The sequence below is a fragment of the Pelagibacterium halotolerans genome (assembly GCF_044811015.1).
GTDB classification, from domain to species: Bacteria; Pseudomonadota; Alphaproteobacteria; order Rhizobiales; family Devosiaceae; genus Pelagibacterium; species Pelagibacterium halotolerans_A.
In genome coordinates this window covers 3,172,643-3,188,533 of sequence record NZ_CP085243.1, presented here as the reverse complement: position 1 = coordinate 3,188,533, position 15,891 = coordinate 3,172,643, and the positions used below count along the sequence as shown (strand labels likewise).

14 protein-coding genes are annotated in these 15,891 nt (G+C 59.5%); 9 read left to right on the top strand and 5 right to left on the bottom strand.

Features of this window, described 5'->3' with window-relative positions; genetic code table 11:
- Window positions 1–12 precede the first annotated feature (12 nt).
- From LG281_RS15365 to cyoA, 5 genes are all read right to left on the bottom strand, one after another.
- Window positions 13–810: a DUF72 domain-containing protein gene (locus LG281_RS15365; RefSeq protein WP_404402201.1), complete on the bottom strand. Its 798-nt coding sequence runs from the start codon at window positions 808–810 to the stop codon at window positions 13–15.
- Between the two features lie 86 nt (window positions 811–896).
- Window positions 897–1,208: a cytochrome o ubiquinol oxidase subunit IV gene (gene cyoD, locus LG281_RS15360; RefSeq protein ID WP_404402199.1), complete on the bottom strand. Its 312-nt coding sequence runs from the start codon at window positions 1,206–1,208 to the stop codon at window positions 897–899.
- 1 nt (window position 1,209) lies between these two features.
- A complete protein-coding gene (gene cyoC, locus LG281_RS15355) occupies window positions 1,210–1,794 on the bottom strand; it encodes a cytochrome o ubiquinol oxidase subunit III (RefSeq protein WP_404402197.1) in 585 nt (194 codons plus the stop codon).
- Complete coding sequence (gene cyoB / locus LG281_RS15350; protein ID WP_404402195.1) at window positions 1,791–3,782, bottom strand: cytochrome o ubiquinol oxidase subunit I; 1,992 nt, start codon at window positions 3,780–3,782, stop codon at window positions 1,791–1,793. The genes cyoC and cyoB overlap by 4 nt, the downstream gene beginning before the upstream one ends.
- Window positions 3,782–4,729 carry a ubiquinol oxidase subunit II gene (gene cyoA, locus LG281_RS15345; protein WP_404402193.1) on the bottom strand — a complete coding sequence of 316 codons (948 nt, stop codon included), beginning with the start codon at window positions 4,727–4,729 and terminating at the stop codon, window positions 3,782–3,784. The genes cyoB and cyoA overlap by 1 nt, the downstream gene beginning before the upstream one ends.
- A 377-nt stretch (window positions 4,730–5,106) precedes the next feature.
- Between cyoA and LG281_RS15340 the strand changes: the two genes are divergently transcribed.
- The 9 genes from LG281_RS15340 to LG281_RS15300 all read left to right on the top strand — a co-directional run bounded on the left by LG281_RS15340 (window position 5,107) and on the right by LG281_RS15300 (window position 15,891).
- The gene (locus LG281_RS15340) at window positions 5,107–5,466 is read left to right on the top strand and encodes a hypothetical protein (RefSeq protein ID WP_404402191.1); all 360 of its coding nucleotides are present in this window, start codon (window positions 5,107–5,109) and stop codon (window positions 5,464–5,466) included.
- Window positions 5,467–5,492: 26 nt separating this feature from the next.
- A complete protein-coding gene (locus tag LG281_RS15335) occupies window positions 5,493–7,394 on the top strand; it encodes a pyrroloquinoline quinone-dependent dehydrogenase (protein WP_404402189.1) in 1,902 nt (633 codons plus the stop codon).
- A gap of 31 nt (window positions 7,395–7,425) precedes the next feature.
- Complete coding sequence (locus tag LG281_RS15330; RefSeq protein WP_404402187.1) at window positions 7,426–8,067, top strand: Pr6Pr family membrane protein; 642 nt, start codon at window positions 7,426–7,428, stop codon at window positions 8,065–8,067.
- Window positions 8,068–8,693: 626 nt separating this feature from the next.
- Entirely contained in the window at window positions 8,694–9,941 is a 1,248-nt protein-coding gene (locus tag LG281_RS15325; protein ID WP_404402185.1) for an ABC transporter substrate-binding protein, read from the top strand.
- Between the two features lie 53 nt (window positions 9,942–9,994).
- Window positions 9,995–10,870, top strand: a complete 876-nt coding sequence (locus LG281_RS15320; protein ID WP_404402183.1) for a carbohydrate ABC transporter permease — start codon at window positions 9,995–9,997, stop codon at window positions 10,868–10,870.
- Window positions 10,867–11,763 carry a carbohydrate ABC transporter permease gene (locus tag LG281_RS15315; RefSeq protein WP_404402181.1) on the top strand — a complete coding sequence of 299 codons (897 nt, stop codon included), beginning with the start codon at window positions 10,867–10,869 and terminating at the stop codon, window positions 11,761–11,763. Before LG281_RS15320 ends, LG281_RS15315 begins: the two co-directional genes overlap by 4 nt.
- Window positions 11,764–11,782: 19 nt before the next feature.
- On the top strand, window positions 11,783–12,868 hold the full coding sequence (locus LG281_RS15310; protein WP_404402179.1) for a LacI family DNA-binding transcriptional regulator: 1,086 nt from the start codon (window positions 11,783–11,785) through the stop codon (window positions 12,866–12,868).
- Window positions 12,869–14,773, top strand: coding sequence for a glycoside hydrolase family 127 protein (locus tag LG281_RS15305; RefSeq protein WP_404402177.1), 1,905 nt, complete (start codon window positions 12,869–12,871; stop codon window positions 14,771–14,773).
- A gap of 29 nt (window positions 14,774–14,802) precedes the next feature.
- Window positions 14,803–15,891 (top strand): ABC transporter ATP-binding protein, encoded by a 1,089-nt coding sequence (locus LG281_RS15300; protein WP_404402175.1) that lies wholly within the window; start codon window positions 14,803–14,805, stop codon window positions 15,889–15,891.

The following is a 15,891-nucleotide window of genomic DNA, read 5'->3' as shown; positions in this document are numbered from 1 at the left end:
CGCTTCCCACCGCTACCCGAGCCGCTCAATGACCGCCATTGCCGCCGCCGGATTGGCAATCTTGTGCCCGGCAATGAAGAACAGGAAAACGTCCCGTGGCGCCTTATCGGGCACGCCCTTGACCACGGGTGCCAGATCTTCGGGCGCACCGCCATCCACCCAGGTCTTCGCCCGCTCGGCCCAGGCGTCGAGCGCCACATCCGGATATCCCAGAGCTTCACCATCCTGCGCCCCCATCGCCCGGACATAGACAAGCGGTGCCGTCACGTCCGCGATCTGCGGAAACTCACTATCGGCTGCGATCACCTGCGCAACGCCATATTCGCGCAGCAACGCAATGAACTCGGGCGATTTGAAGCTCTCGTGGCGTACCTCCACCACGTGCTGGAGCGCCCGCCCCTCAACGCTCTTGGGCAAAAGGTTCAGGAAAGCCGCGAAATCCTCAGGGTCGAACTTCTTGGTCGCCATGAACTGCCAGTTGATCGGCCCAAGTTTGTTTTTAAGCTCGGTGATCCCGCTGGTGACGAACCGCTCGACGCTTTCTCCGGCTTCGGCCAGCACACGCCGGTTGGTCGTGAAACGCGGCCCCTTCAGCGAAAAGACGAAATCGCCCGGCGTTTCATCGTGCCATTTGGCGAAGGTTTCGGGCTTCTGAGAGCCGTAATAGGTTCCGTTAATCTCGATGGCCGTGAGGTGGCGCGATGCATATTCGAGTTCACGCTTTTGCGGATGCTTTTCAGGGTAAAACGTCCCACGCCACGGCTCGTAGGTCCATCCGCCGACACCAACCCGTATCCTGCCCGTGCCCATCTTCGCTCTCCCTGCCGCTTTAACCTCGAATCCGCACCATTGCCAAAAGATCGGCGGTGCACAACCCGGTTATCGCAGCAAAGGGATCAGACCCACATCCTGTAGTGGAGGTTGAACATGATAACGAGGCTCCCCCCGATCATGATGCAGATCAGAACCGCGGCGAACCCCAGCGCAAGGAGATTTTCCTTCGGCGTCGTGCGCCAATCCAGATGCAGGAAGAACCTCAGGTGCACCAGCACCTGCGCCACGGCCGCAACGGCAATCACCGCGAAAATCTGCTCCACCGGCAACACCCGCGTCGCCACCAATCCGAACGGAATTAGCGTGAGAACAAGCGCCAGAACGAACCCGGTGAGATATGTCCGCAACCGGCGTGAGAACGACACCTGCTCCATCTTAAAGAACCCCTGGCAGATAAACGACCGAGAAAATCCCGATCCACACGATATCGAGGAAATGCCAGAAAAGCCCCAGCCGGAACAGCCGCGAAGCCACCGGCGGCGTCAGCCCCTTGAAAACGATCTGCCCCACTATGACAGCGATAAAGGTCAACCCGCCGCTGACGTGCAATCCGTGCGTCCCCACGAGCGTAAAGAACGCCGAGAGGAACCCGCTCCTGTCCGGTCCAGCCCCCTCGCCGATCATCCCGGCGAACTCGCGCAACTCGAGAGCGACGAATGCAACCCCGAGCACAAACGTAACGCCAAGCCATCCAAGCGCTGCCCGTTGCTTCCCCGCGTCTGCCGAAAGCGCGGCAAATCCGAATGTGAGGCTGCTCACCAAAAGCAGCATCGTCTCGGCAAAGGCGTTCGAAAGGTCGAACAGCGCGCCCCCGCCCGGCCCGCCGGCAAGGTTGTTCCGCATCACCAGATAGGTGGCAAAAAGCAGCGCGAAGATGATCGCATCGCTCATGAGGTAAAGCCAGAACCCGAAGGCCCGCTCTTCGTGAACGCTCCCCCTCGCTGCCGTTTGCACGCTCATGCCGCAACCTCCGCCGGTTTGGCCCCGGACAGCGCCGCAAACCGAGCATCCTCGATCCGCTTAACCTCCGATGCCGGCATCACGGTTTCCGTCTCGTCCTGCGAAGCCCGGACAACAATCGCCACCAGCATCCCGAGCCCGGCCCCGACCGCCATCCACCAGATGTGCCAGACCATCGCGAACCCGAACACGCCAGCGAGCATACCGATCACGACCCCGACGCCGCTATTCTTCGGCATCTCGATATCCTCGTATCGCTCGGGCCGACGATACGCTGTGCCCTCCCGTTTCATCTCATGAAACGCATCGAGACTATGCACCTCCGGCACCACCGCGAAATTGTATGGCGCCGGCGGAGATGCCGCGAGCCATTCGAGCGTCCGTCCGTTCCACGGGTCACCGGTCGTATCCCGGTTCGCCTCCCGGCCCCGGATAGAAACGTAAAGCTGCACACCAAGACAAATAATCCCGACCAGCACCAGAACCGCCCCGATCGCCGCCGTTACGAGGAATGGTTGCCACTCGGCGATGTTGTAATGCTCCATCCGCCGCGACATGCCCATGAACCCCAGCGCATAAAGCGGCATAAAGGCAAAATAGAACCCCACGATCCAGAACCAGAACGCCCGCGTCCCCCAGCGCGCATCGAGCGTGAACCCGAACGCCTTGGGGAACCAGTACATATAGCCCGCGAAATACCCGAACAGCGCACCCGGGATCAGCATGTTGTGGAAATGCGCAACGAGAAATGTCGAATTGTGCATGAGATAATCCGCCGGCGGCAGCGCCAGCAACACGCCGGTCATGCCCCCGATCACGAAGGTCACCATGAACCCCAGCGTCCACTTCATCGATGGATGGAACGTGATCCGCCCGCGATACATGGTCATCAGCCAGTCAAAGACTTTCACTCCCGTCGGCACCGCGATCACCATCGTCGCAATCCCGAAGAACGCGTTGACGTTGGCGCTCGCACCCATGGTGAAAAAGTGGTGCAGCCACACGGTAAACGACAACAGCGCAATCGCCGCCGTTGCGTAAACCAGCGATGGATATCCAAACAGCCGCTTGGCCGAGAACGTCGCCACCACCTCGGAAAAGATCCCGAACGCCGGCAGGATGAGGATGTAAACCTCCGGATGCCCCCAGATCCAGATGAGGTTCACATAGTTCATCATATTGCCGCCGCCGGCATTGGTGAAAAAGTGCATCCCGAAAATCCGGTCGAGCGCCAGCATGGACGCAACCACCGTCAACGCCGGAAAGGCGAAGATGATCAGAATACTCGAACACAGCACCGTCCAAGTGAACATCGGCATGCGCATGAACGTCATTCCCGGCGCCCGCCGCTTCAAAATCGTGACGATGAAATTGATCCCACTGAGCGTCGTCCCGACACCGCTCACCTGCAGCGACCAGATCCAGTAATCCACCCCCACGCCAGGACTATAGGCAGCCCCGGAATACGGCGGATACCCCGTCCACCCGGCGGTGGAGAACTTGCCGATCACCAGCGAGACGAGCATCAGCCCCGCCCCCGCGGCGGTCAACCAAAGGCTCACCGAATTGAGGAACGGAAACGCCACGTCCCGCGACCCGATCTGCTGGGGCATGACGATGTTGATAAGCCCGGTCAGAAACGGCATGGCCATGAAAAAGATCATGATCGTGCCGTGAGAGGAGAAAATCTGGTCGAAATGATCCGGCGGCAGATAGCCATCCGAATTGAGTGCCACCGCCTGCTGTGCCCGCATCATCAAGGCATCGATAAACCCGCGCAAAAGCATGACCAGCGCCAGCATCACATACATGATGCCGATGCGTTTGTGGTCGAGGCTCGTTAGCCACTCGCTCCACACATAGCGCCACTTGCCCATTATCGTGATCACGAGTGCGATGGCCAATCCGCCCAGTACGGTAACCAGCGCGCCCCCCATGGCGACCCAGCTATAAAAAGGCAGCGCGTCGAGGGTCAGCCTACCGAGCATCAATCGGCCTCCGGAACATTTTCGGCGTGGGTCACATATCTCTCGCCGTGGACGTATTTGGCGATAATGGCATCGAACAACCCCTCCTCGACGCCCGAATAATAAGTCACCGGGTGCGCGATGCTGGGCGCCGCAAGCTCTTGGTAGGCAGCTTTATCGAGGCTTTCGCCAGTCTGACCTGCCTGCGCTACCCAGCTTTCGAACTCGGCGTCGGTCATCGCAATAGCCGTGAAATGCTGATCGGCGAACCCGTCCCCGCTATACTGCGTGTTCCGGCCCATGAATTGCCCCGGCGCGTCGGCGAGAAGGTTGAGCTGCGTCCGCATACCGGCCATCGCAAAGATCTGCCCGCCGAGTGCCGGGATGAAGAACGAATTCATCACCGTGTCCGACGTTATCCTGAGGCTCAACGGCTTGCCTGCGGGAAAGGCCAGTTCATTGACCGAGGCTATCCCCTGCTCGGGATAGATGAACAGCCACTTCCAGTCCTGGGCGACGACTTCCACCTCAAGCGCGCTCTGGGTGGGATCTAGCTGCTTGTAAGGATCGAGCCTGTGTGTCGCCTGCCAAAGCGCAACGCCCAGCGCGAGAACGATCGCGGCTGGAACCAGCCATATCGCGGCGTCAACAATGCCCGAATAATCCCAGTCAGGCGCATATTTTCCAGTACCCCCTGCCCGGTAACGCCATGCGAAAATACCCGCCATCACGAAAACCGGAATGATGACGATCAGCATCAAGCCCACGGCTGTAAACAACAGGTCGCGCTCTGCAAGCGCAACCGGTCCCTTGGGATCGAGAATAGGCGCACCGCCGAGTGCACATCCGCTCAATGCTGCAGCCGCACACAAAATCGCAAGCCCACCGCACATGCGAAGCGCAAGGCGAACTGCCGCATTACCCCCTCGACCGGACACCACCTGCCCGAAAATGCCCCCGATATTCATACGCGCCCCAAAGCACAAAGCCCTTCTTCCGGCCCCGCCGCCACGCGCACTGAAGCGAATCGCCCAACGCAACGTCGCCATTGAAACAAGCTATCGTAAGTCAGCGCGCAAGCACATCGTTGCCAACGCGTAAACCGGCATGCTCCACATGTTATCGCCACGATAATAGAACGTTTTCGGTAGGCCGGAGCACCGGAAAGCTTCGGATTGACTGAGCAGACGGCAGGGCAATACGCTTCCCGCATCCAGGCACACGAGGCGCCGCCTTTACCCTTTTTTGGTATCCAATCGGTAAAAAGTGCGCGGGAGCTTTAGGAACCGACGGCTCCGGGGGGTACTGACTGCCTTCTGTCGAGTAAAAAGGGGCCATTACCGCAATGAATCTTTCATTTTTTCAACGCTGGAGTCCGTGCGTCATCGCATTCGGCGCAGCGGTGGGACTCATCGTTTCAATCGTCAATTACTTCACGCCGGGTAACGGAATAAGCGGCACCGAGGGGGCACTTCTGGTGATCGGCTCGACGCTAGCCATTCTGATGGCGGCCACTGTCATCTGGCTTCTGGCGGGGCGCCTGCGCTGGATCGGCAGCATACTATTCGTCCTGATCCTGCTCGGCATCCTGGGCACGGCGCTTGCGGGTTACCTGCTCGAAAGCACCTGGCTACCAATCATGATGGCGGTATGCCTCATCGGTTGGTTCGCCGGACTGCTGCGCACCCCCAAATCAGCCGCATAGCCCCGGTTCCTTAGGGATATAAACTTATGAAATCTTCTTCTTTTCTTGCATACCTGACGGCGCTTCCGCTCGGGCTGACCATGGCGACATCCGCCGGCGCGGAGGATCTCTGGCCGACATTCAATGGCAATCTGCAAGCGCAGAAGTTCTCGACCGCCGACCAGATCACACCCGAAAACGTCCACCAACTCGAGGTTGCGTGGGAGGCTCACACCGGCGACGTCTCCACCGGTGAGGACGGCAGTCCGGTCTCCGCATGGTCGGCAACGCCGATCTTTGCCAACGACACGGTCTATCTGGGCACCCCCTTTTACCGCATTTTTGCCCTCGAACCCGATACCGGCGAAGTCAAATGGATCTACGACAGCCATGCACTTCTCGAAGGGCTGACTCAGGATATCCTGAAAAGCCGCGGCGTCGCTTATTGGGAGGCAGCGAACCCTGTCGAGGGACAGCCTTGCCAGAAGCGCGTCTATATCGGCACGATGGATGCCAAGCTTCACTCGGTCGACGCTGATACCGGCAAAGCCTGCACAGATTTTGGTACCGACGGTATTCTCGACGTCAACACGTGGAATACGACCAACAACAAATGGCCGCTCTCGCTGTTTCAGCCCCCGACCGTCTTTGGCGATACCCTCGTGCTCGGCTGGGCAGGCAAGGATTGGGCCGATACTGCAGCGCCTCCGGGCTATGTTTTCGGCATAGACGCACGCACGGGCGCGCTGAACTGGACCTTCGATCCCATCCCCAGCGATATCGCCAGCCGGACCGGCACGGCCGATGTATGGGCATCTATGTCCGTCGACCCCGAGGCCGGGATCGTCTATCTGCCCGTATCCTCGCCGAGCCCGAACTTTTACGGCGGCGAGCGTTTGCAGCCGATCCCGCTTGCGACCTCGGTCACCGCGCTCGATATCGCAACCGGCGATGTCATCTGGAGCCGCCAGCTCGTCCATCATGATATCTGGGATTACGATACTAACGCCGCACCGACTTTGGTCGACATCAAACGCGATGGCGAAACAGTCCCCGCCCTGGTCCAGACGTCCAAGCAGGGCTTCCTCTATGTTCTCAATCGTTTGACGGGCGAACCTGTGTTTCCGATTGAGGAGCGTCCGGTTCCGGCCTCTACGGTCGAGGGTGAGCATGCCTCCCCAACCCAGCCTTTTGTCGCGGTTCCCGAACCGACGGTCGACGCCGAATGGCCCGGCGTCTATTGGCTGGCCGACCTCGCCAGCGGCGGCTACTGCAGCAATACTGCCGCCGGACTGCGTTATGATGGCCCGTTCACGCCCCCGAGCCTTGAGGGCACCATCACCTATCCGCCCACCACAGGCGGTGTCGAATGGGGTGGTGGCGCGGTTAACCCCGAGACCGGAACCTATATCGTCAACAGCTCCAACGTTGTGCAAATTTACAAACTCGTCCCACGCGAGGCGTTCGACAAGATCGAAGCGGGCGGCACGGAGGTCGCCGGCTTCTTTCCGATGACGGGCAGCCCCTACGGCTTCGAGGTCCGGGCCTTCCTCAATCCATTGGGCATGCCCTGCTGGAATCCGCCTTATGGCACGATGTCGGCCTATAACCTCAACACCGGCGAATTGCTATGGCGCAAGCCCTTCGGCCAAGTGCAGAAATGGGGCTTCTATATGCCTGAGGATTGGGGCTCGGTCACCTTCGGCGGTCCGCTTATGACCTCGACCGGCGTCATTTTCATCGGCGCCTCGATGGACCGTCGCGTACGCGCCATAAGCGAGGAAACCGGCGAGGTTCTCTGGAAGGCCAATGTCGATGCCAACGCTGTCGCCATACCTGCGACCTACACCTATAATGGCAAGCAATATGTCGTTTTCGTCGCTGGCGGTAATTCCTTTGTAGCCCCAGGCGTGAGCGATCAGGTGATTGCGTTTGCGCTTCCGGATTGAGGTGACGGTTTATCGCAAGAGGTGAGCGGATATGAAACTGGCGAGGGTCATCGGCTGCTTCGGCTTTATCGTCGGCTGTATCACGCTCGTGGGCCAGGCCGCATTGACGCTCTCGCTCTACATTAACGACGGCAGAGGATGGCCGCTGGGCATCCTCCACTATCTGGGCTATCTCACGATCCTGAGCAACACGGCGCTCGTTCTGACCTATGCCAGCGCGCTCTTTCCGCACAAATGGCTTGAAATATTCCGGCACCCGATAGCCCGCGGATCGGTCGCCGCGATCATCACGCTCGTAATGATCTTCTACTATTTCCTTCTGGCGCCGATTAATCCCTTTAAGGGCCTGACGCTCTTTAACGACCACATCTTCCACTACGTCCTGCCAACCACCTACCTCGTCTGGTGGACGATCGGCACACCGCACGGAAAACTGGCGTACAAGGACATTCCCATCCTTGTGGCTCCCGCGCTCGTCTACGCGATCTACGTGCTGGTTCGGGGCCCGATCCTCAACGAGTATCCCTATCCCATGATCGACGTGAACGCGCACGGCTATCCGCAGGTCCTCTTGTTCATGGGCTATGTGACGATCGGTTTGTCGATCCTGACTGCACTGGTCGTTCTGGCCGACAACCTTTTGGCTCGCCGCACCCAACTCGCAACGAACTAGAGCGTTTTCAGGAAAAGTGGACACCGCTTTTCCGAAAACGCGATAAAATAAAGAGATAGAGCTCCCGTTCTGATTCGATCAGAACGGGAGCTCTATCCCGCATTTCGTTGGTACCGCCCTTCGGGTCTCGCACTCCTTGCGCCCTGCGTCGGATTTTGGCGAGTTGCATACGGGTACTGAGCGAAAAAGCGTATCGACATACGGCTTTTCGCGCCGCGCTCGAAGATTGAGAGAAACGCAATTTTGCACGCGCGTGCAAAATGGTTCTACCTCAACTGTATAACAGGACGTGCAACGATCAGGGACATTTCAACAAAGTTGGTATAAAATATTGTATATACAATACGTTAAGCTTCATACTCGCTTGCTTTTCCGTTGAGTTGCGCGCGGGCCGGCAAATTCCGTTAACGCTGCATCCTTAACACCCAATCGCAGAAATACCCACTTGAACATCAGGTCCACATATGTCATCGTACTTAGGAAAAGCTTTTCCTAATGTGACGAACCTGCTGGACAAGCGAGATGAAGAGCACTTGCAACGCTACTCCAACCGAGGGCAGGAAAAGCTTTTCCTAAACGGAATTGAGGAGCCGCATCGCGACTTGTAGCGGCATAGGGAGGACGAAATGGGTTTACCCAAACTTTTTACAGCACCCCTTGGGACGGCGTCGGTCATCGCGCTGATGGCCTCCAGTGTATTTGCACAGGACATGACGATGTGGGTCCGCGAAAGCGCCGCAGATCCCGGCCAACTCATGGTCGATCTATGGAACAGCACGCACGACGCCCAGATCGAGTTGACCGCCATCCCGGACAACCAGATGGTCACCAAGCTCGCCACCAGCGTACGCGCCGGCGAAGCACCAGACCTTGTTTCATTTGACCTGATCTACATGCCCGATTTCATGCGGGCGGGCTTTCTGACGGATCTGACCGATCAGCTCCAGGCCGATCCCAACTACGAGACCCACGTCGAGGCCTATAAGGACATCGCCACTTACGAAGACCGCATCTATGGTGTCGGCTTCACGCCGGACGTCTCGATCCTCGTCTGGAACAAGGAGCTTTTCCGCGAGGCCGGCCTCGACCCGGAAGATCCCCCCGAAACCATCTACGAAATCCATGAGATGGCGACGCAGATCGGCGCCTTGGGCGATGACACCTATGGCTTCTACTTCGCCGGCTCATGCCCGGGCTGCAACATCTTCGTCACCTCGCCGCTCATGGTTGCCGGCGGCGCGCACATACTTCCCCGAAATGGCGAGGACGCCGCACTCGAAGGCGAAGCGGTCTTCGAGGTGCTCGATCAGTATCGCCAGATGTGGGCCGAAGGCCTCATCCCCGAAAGCGCTGAAGTAGACGCCGGCGAAAACTTTGTCTCCGCCTTCACCTCCGGCAATATCGGCATCACCGGTTCCGGCGGCTTCCTCCTCTCGCTGATGGAACGCCAATTTCCCGATTTCGATTACGGCGTCACGCTGCTCCCGGGTCTCGAACCCGGCCAGGTCAGCGGCTTTGTAGGCGGCGACGTTGTCGCCATCCCCGAAGGTTCGCCTAATGAGGAAACGGCCCGCGAATTTGTGAGCTGGGTTCTCAGCGACGAAGCTCAACTCGAAGGCTTGGCCAAGAACGCGATCCTAACCACCCGCACCGATCTCGCCGATAACGAGTATTTCGAAGGCAACGAGAAGGTGCAGGCCACCGCGCGGGCGCTGGAAGCAGGCTACGTCCCTTGGGTCTTCCATTTCGCGACCATGGTCAACTCGGATTCGAGCCCCTGGATCAACATGATCCAGCGCGCCGTGTTCGATGGCGAGGTGGAAAGCGCCATCGAAGATGCCCGTGCGAGAATGCTCGAAATCGCCAGCCAGTAAGACTTACGGCGCACCGGCACCCGCGCCGGTGCGCCTTAACGCGGACAACGCCCATGCTCGCCACCAACAACAGACTCGTCGGCTTCCTCTATCTCACGCCCGCGCTTCTTTTCGTCGCGGTGTTCGTTTTCTATCCATTGAGCCAACTCATCTACATCTCGATGACGAGCGAGTCGCTCTTGGGTGGCGGGCAGTTCGTCTGGTTCGATAACTACATCCAAGCCTTCACCGACAGGGACTTCTGGCGCTCGTTCTGGTTCACTGTTCAGTATACGGTCATCATCACCCCCATCCTGATTGGGCTTGGCTTCCTATTGGCACTTCTGGTCGCGGAAAACCGGCCACTGGTGCAGTTCACCCGTGGCGTTATCTTCCTGCCCGTGGTAATCGGCCTCGCAAGTTCCAGCCTTCTTTGGGTCTGGCTCTTCGACCAACAGGTCGGGCTTTTGAACAAGCTCCTGGTCGATGTCGGCATTCTCGAAAAGCCCATGGTCTGGTTCAACCGCGCGCATCTGGGTCTCTTCGCAGTCACGGTATCCGTTGTCTGGAAAATCGTTGGCTTCGGGATGATCATCATGCTTGCGGGCATGCAGACCATCGGCCAGGACATCGTTGAAGCCTCGATGATTGACGGCGCCAGCTACTGGCAGCGCGTGCGCCGCATCATCATCCCCCTAAGCTCGCGCTCTATCCTTTTGGCAACGCTCATCAGCGCCATCGGCTCGATGCTGGCCTTCGACCAATTCTATCTGATGACCGGAGGTGCCCCACGCGGGCAGACCTTCACCTCGGTCTACTGGATTTACCAAAACTCTTTCGTCTACTTCAAACTGGGCTATGGCAGCGCGCTCTCGATCATCCTGATGGTCGTCATCATGTGTGCCGCCGCCCTGCAGATCGCCATCCAGCGCCGGGGTGAAGCCAAATGACCGCCGTCCTTCCCGCATCCGACATCGCCACAGGCGGCGTCGCCGAGGCTCGGCAGGTCGGCGAAACGCGGACCCGGCGCTATCTCGTGGGCGCGATCTGCATCTTCATGATCACGATCATGCTGACCCCGCTGCTGCTGTCCTTTTTCGCCTCGATCAAGACCCCCGAGGCCGCAAGCGCGGTCCCCCCCGGCTATTTCCCGGATGCAGTCAGCATCGAGAACTATGTAACGGTGGCGACCTATCAGGCGGGCCTCTGGACCTACATCTCCAACAGCCTCTTCGTTGCCTTCCTGACCATCGCCCTCTGCCTGGGACTGGCTGTCCCTGCAGGGTATGCGCTCGCGCGCTACCGGATCCCCTTCAAGGAGGCCTTCTTCCTCCTTCTGCTCGCAAGCATGATGATCCCCTATCAGGCGATGCTGACGCCGCTCTATCTGCTCTTTACCGAGCTCAAGCTAACTAACAACCACCTCGGTCTCGCGATTATCCATACAATCCTGCAACTGCCGTTTTCGGTCTATCTGATGCGCAACAGCTTCGAAGGCATCCCCAAGGAACTCGAAGAAGCCGCTGTCATGGACGGGTGCTCGTCTTTCCAGATTCTGCGGCGCGTCTTCCTGCCGCTTGTGCTGCCCGGCATGGTCACCGTCGCGCTCTTTGCCTTCATCATGAGCTGGAACGAATTTATCGCCGCCCTCATCTTCATGAGCCGGGAAACGAGCTTCACCGTCCCGGTCATGCTCACCGGCGTCTCGACCGGCATCTTCGGTGTCGTTGATTGGGGCGCGCTGCAGGCGGGTGTCATCGTTTCGATCATCCCCTGCGTGCTGATCTATATCCTGTTGCAGCGTTACTACGTTTCCGGTCTGCTCTCGGGCGCAGTGAAATAGCGGATCGGGGACAGAAACGATGAACAAGATGGAGAAAGGCCGGGCCCCTGGCGAAACGACACAGCGGACGGAGCGTAAGGGGCTCACGATCCACGACGTCGCACGCGAAGCTGGCGTCAGCATTGGCACGGTCTCCAAGGCGCTAAACGGCGCCGGTTCGCTCAAGGCCGAAACCCGCGAGCGCGTAGTTGCCATAGCACGAAAGATGGGTTTCCGACCCAACGATCTCGCCCAGTCGCTGCATCGTGGTCAGAGCTTCACTGTCGGGCTGATTTCCAACGACAGTTTCGGCCGGTTCACCATGCCGATTCTGGAAGGCCTCGAACGCGAGCTTGCCGCCGAACGCATCGCGGTCTTCATGTCGAACGCCACCGACGACCCCGAGCGCGAGCGCCAGCACATCGACCAATTGATGGGCAAGCGCGTCGACGGTCTCGTCTTCACCGCTCGCCGCGCCGACCGGCGCCCGAGCCTGACCACCAATATCGGCGACCTGCCCCGGCTTTTCGTCTTCTCCCAAAACGACGATCCGGATTCCTTTTGCCTCCTCCCTGACGACGAGGGCGGCGCGCGGCTCGCAGCCGAGCACCTGATCAGTCTCGGCTGCAAGCGCGTCGCCCACGTCACCGGGCCCGAGCATTTTGAAGCTGTCCGGCTCCGCCTTGAAGGCTACCACGAAGCCCTTGCCGCCGCCGGACTCTCCCCCGATCCGGCTCATGTCCTCAAAGGCGTGTGGTCCGAACGATGGGGACGCGAGGCCGTGGATATCCTGTTCGCCGACGGCGCCACTGCACCCGACGGCATCGTATGCGGCAACGACCAGATCGCACGCGGCGTCCTCGAAGCCTTGCGGGATCGCGACATCCCGGTCCCCGGATCAGTTTGCGTCGTCGGTTTCGACAACTGGGACGTGATGACCGAAGCGGCGCGCCCCCGGCTCACCAGCATCGACATGAACCTCTACGACCTCGGCCGCGAGGCCGGCCGCCGGATCATCCGCATGATCAGTGGCGAAAAATTCAAGGGCGTACTGCGGCTGCCCTGCACGCTCGTCGTGCGCGAAAGCTGCGGCGGCACCCCAACTGAACGCAAAGGGAACGTTTAAATGCGCAAATACGCACCGGCGGATTTCACCAAGGTTGACCTCACAGGCGATTTCTGGCGCGAGCGGCTGGAGACCGTTCTAACACGCACCATTCCCAGCCAGTATAAGAAGCTCGGGAGCGAAGGGATTCTCGAATCCCTCGACCTAAAGGATCCGCCCCCGCCCTTGCGAATCCCCCGCAACCACATGGGCTTCACTACCCAGTTCTTCTGGGATTCCGACATCGGCAAATGGATCGAGGCCGCAGCCTACGCCCTGTCGCATCGCCGCGACGCAGCCATCGAGGCGCAGATCGACGAGATCGTCGACAAGCTCGAAGCCGGCCAGTGCGAGGACGGCTATCTCAACTTCTGGTATGTCGGCCACGAATTCGACAAGCGCTGGACCAACCTGCGCGACCGGCACGAACTTTACAACTGCGGCCACTTGCTCGAAGGCGCTATCGCCTATTTCCAGGCAACCGGACGGCGCAAGATGCTCGACGTGATGGAACGCTATCTTGACCATATCCGCGCAACCTTCGGCACAGAGGCAGGCAAGAAGCGCGGCTATCCCGGCCATCAGGAGATCGAGATCGCGCTCGTCAAGCTCTACCACCTGACCGGCGAGAAGAAGCACCTCGACCTCGCAGCCTACTTCATCGACGAACGCGGCCGCCAACCGCACTATTTCGACATCGAAGCCGTTGAGCGCGGTGACGACCCAAAAGCCTACGTCTTCGGCAGTCACGAATACAGTCAATCGCACATGCCCGTGCGCGAGCAGACCAAGGTCGTCGGTCACGCCGTACGTGCAATGTACATGTACGCTGCCATGGCCGACCTCGCGGCCGACCTTGAGGATCCCGACCTCAAAAAAGCCTGCGAAACCCTCTGGAGCGACGTCACCACGACCCGCATGTACGTCACCGGCGGCTTCGGCCCCTCTGCTTCCAATGAAGGCTTCACCACCGACTACGACCTGCCCAACGACACCGCGTATGCGGAGACCTGCGCCTCGGTCGCGATGATCTTCTGGGCCCAACGCATGCTCAATCTCGACCTCGATGGCCAGTATGGAGACATGCTCGAACTTGCGCTCTTCAACGGCGCCCTCTCGGGCCTTAGCCGCGACGGCGAGCACTATTTCTACGAGAACAAGCTCGAAAGCGACGGCTCACACCAGCGCTGGGAATGGCACCCCTGCCCGTGCTGCACCATGAACGTCTCGCGCCTCGTCGCCTCGGTCGGCGGGTATTTCTATTCGACCGGTGAAGACCTCATCGCTGTCCATCTTTATGGCGGCAACCATGCCGAACTCGACGTGAGTGGCCGCAAGGTCGCACTCACCGAAACGAGTAATTTCCCCTGGTCAGGAGAAATCAATCTCTCCGTTGATCCCGAGAGCCCAGGCCAGTTCACGGTCAAATTGAGAATCCCAGAATGGGCGAAAGGCGCGACTGCTTCGGTCAACGGCAATCCGGTCGAAATCCCGGCCAATCTCGACAAAGGCTATCTCGCGATCACCCGCGACTGGTCGAAAGGCGATATCATTACGCTCGACCTGCCGATGACGCCCGAGCGCATCTACGCCAACCCCAAAGTCCGCATGGACCTCGACCGCGTCACCCTGCGCCGCGGTCCGCTCGTTTATTGTCTCGAGCAGATCGACAATCCCGACGCCCCTATCACACTCCTCGCTTTGCCCCGCGATGCTACGGTGTCAGTCGAAGACCGTCTCGATCTTTTCGACGGGATTGTGGTGCTGAAGGCCGAGGGCAAAGCCATGCGCACCGATGATTGGACCGGCACGCTCTACCGCACCACACCGCCCGAAGAAAGCACCAAGACCCTGACGGCTGTCCCCTATTATCTCTGGGCCAATCGCGAACCCGGGCCAATGACGGTCTGGATTCGCGAGCACTAGATCGTACGAAAGCTTGAGGAGGCTTTCCAATGCCGCATGTTGAACTCAAATCGCTGAAAAAGAATTTCGGCCTTGTCGAGGTAATCAAGGATCTCAGCCTCAATATAGAGGCTGGAGAATTCTGCGCCCTCCTCGGCCCTTCGGGTTGCGGAAAGTCGACGCTCCTGCGTATGATTGCCGGGCTCGAAACCGTCACGGCTGGCCGTGTTGTCATCAATGGAAATGATGTCACCCAGGTCCCGCCCGCCAAGCGGCGCATCTCGATGGTGTTCCAATCCTACGCGCTCTATCCCCATATGAGCGTGCGCCAGAATATCGGCTTCAGCCTCGACATCGCGGGCGAGCGCAAGGAGGCGATAGCGGAAAAGTCCGATAAAGTTGCCCGCCTCCTCCAGCTCGAAGACTATATGGACCGAAAGCCCGCCCAGCTTTCGGGCGGTCAGCGACAGCGCGTCGCCATCGGTCGCGCTCTGGTGCGCGATCCTGAAGTCTTCCTCTTCGACGAGCCGCTCTCAAACCTCGACGCCAAACTCCGCGTGCAGATGCGCCTCGAACTCGCCAAGCTCCACCAGGAGCTCGCAACGACGATGATCTACGTTACCCACGATCAGATCGAAGCCATGACTCTTGCCGATCGCATCGTCGTCCTCGACCGGGGCCGTATCGCCCAGGTCGGCGGTCCGCTCGACCTCTACCACCGGCCGGAAAACAAGTTCGTCGCCTCATTCATCGGCTCGCCTGCGATGAATTTCGCCCCGGTCCGCGCCGATTTCCCCTCCGAGCGCAAGGCCAGGGTAACGTTCTCCGGCAGCAACGATACGATTGAACTCGAGACCCGCGGCCCCACCCTCGCCTCCGCCGGCGACGATTTCGAGGTCGGCATCCGCCCTGAGCACATTGCGCCCACCGATCCAGGCGGCCCCGAGGCACAGCTCGGTGGCCAGATTAGCATGCTCGAACGCCTGGGCAATGCCACGATCCTCTATGTCGATACAGCCGCAGGATCGATGGTAGTCGAAGACGATAGCGAATCCGCCGCCCGTATCGGCGACAATGTCGGCCTGCGCCTCGATACCACCCGCACGCACTTGTTCGACGGCGGAGGACGAGTGGTTTAA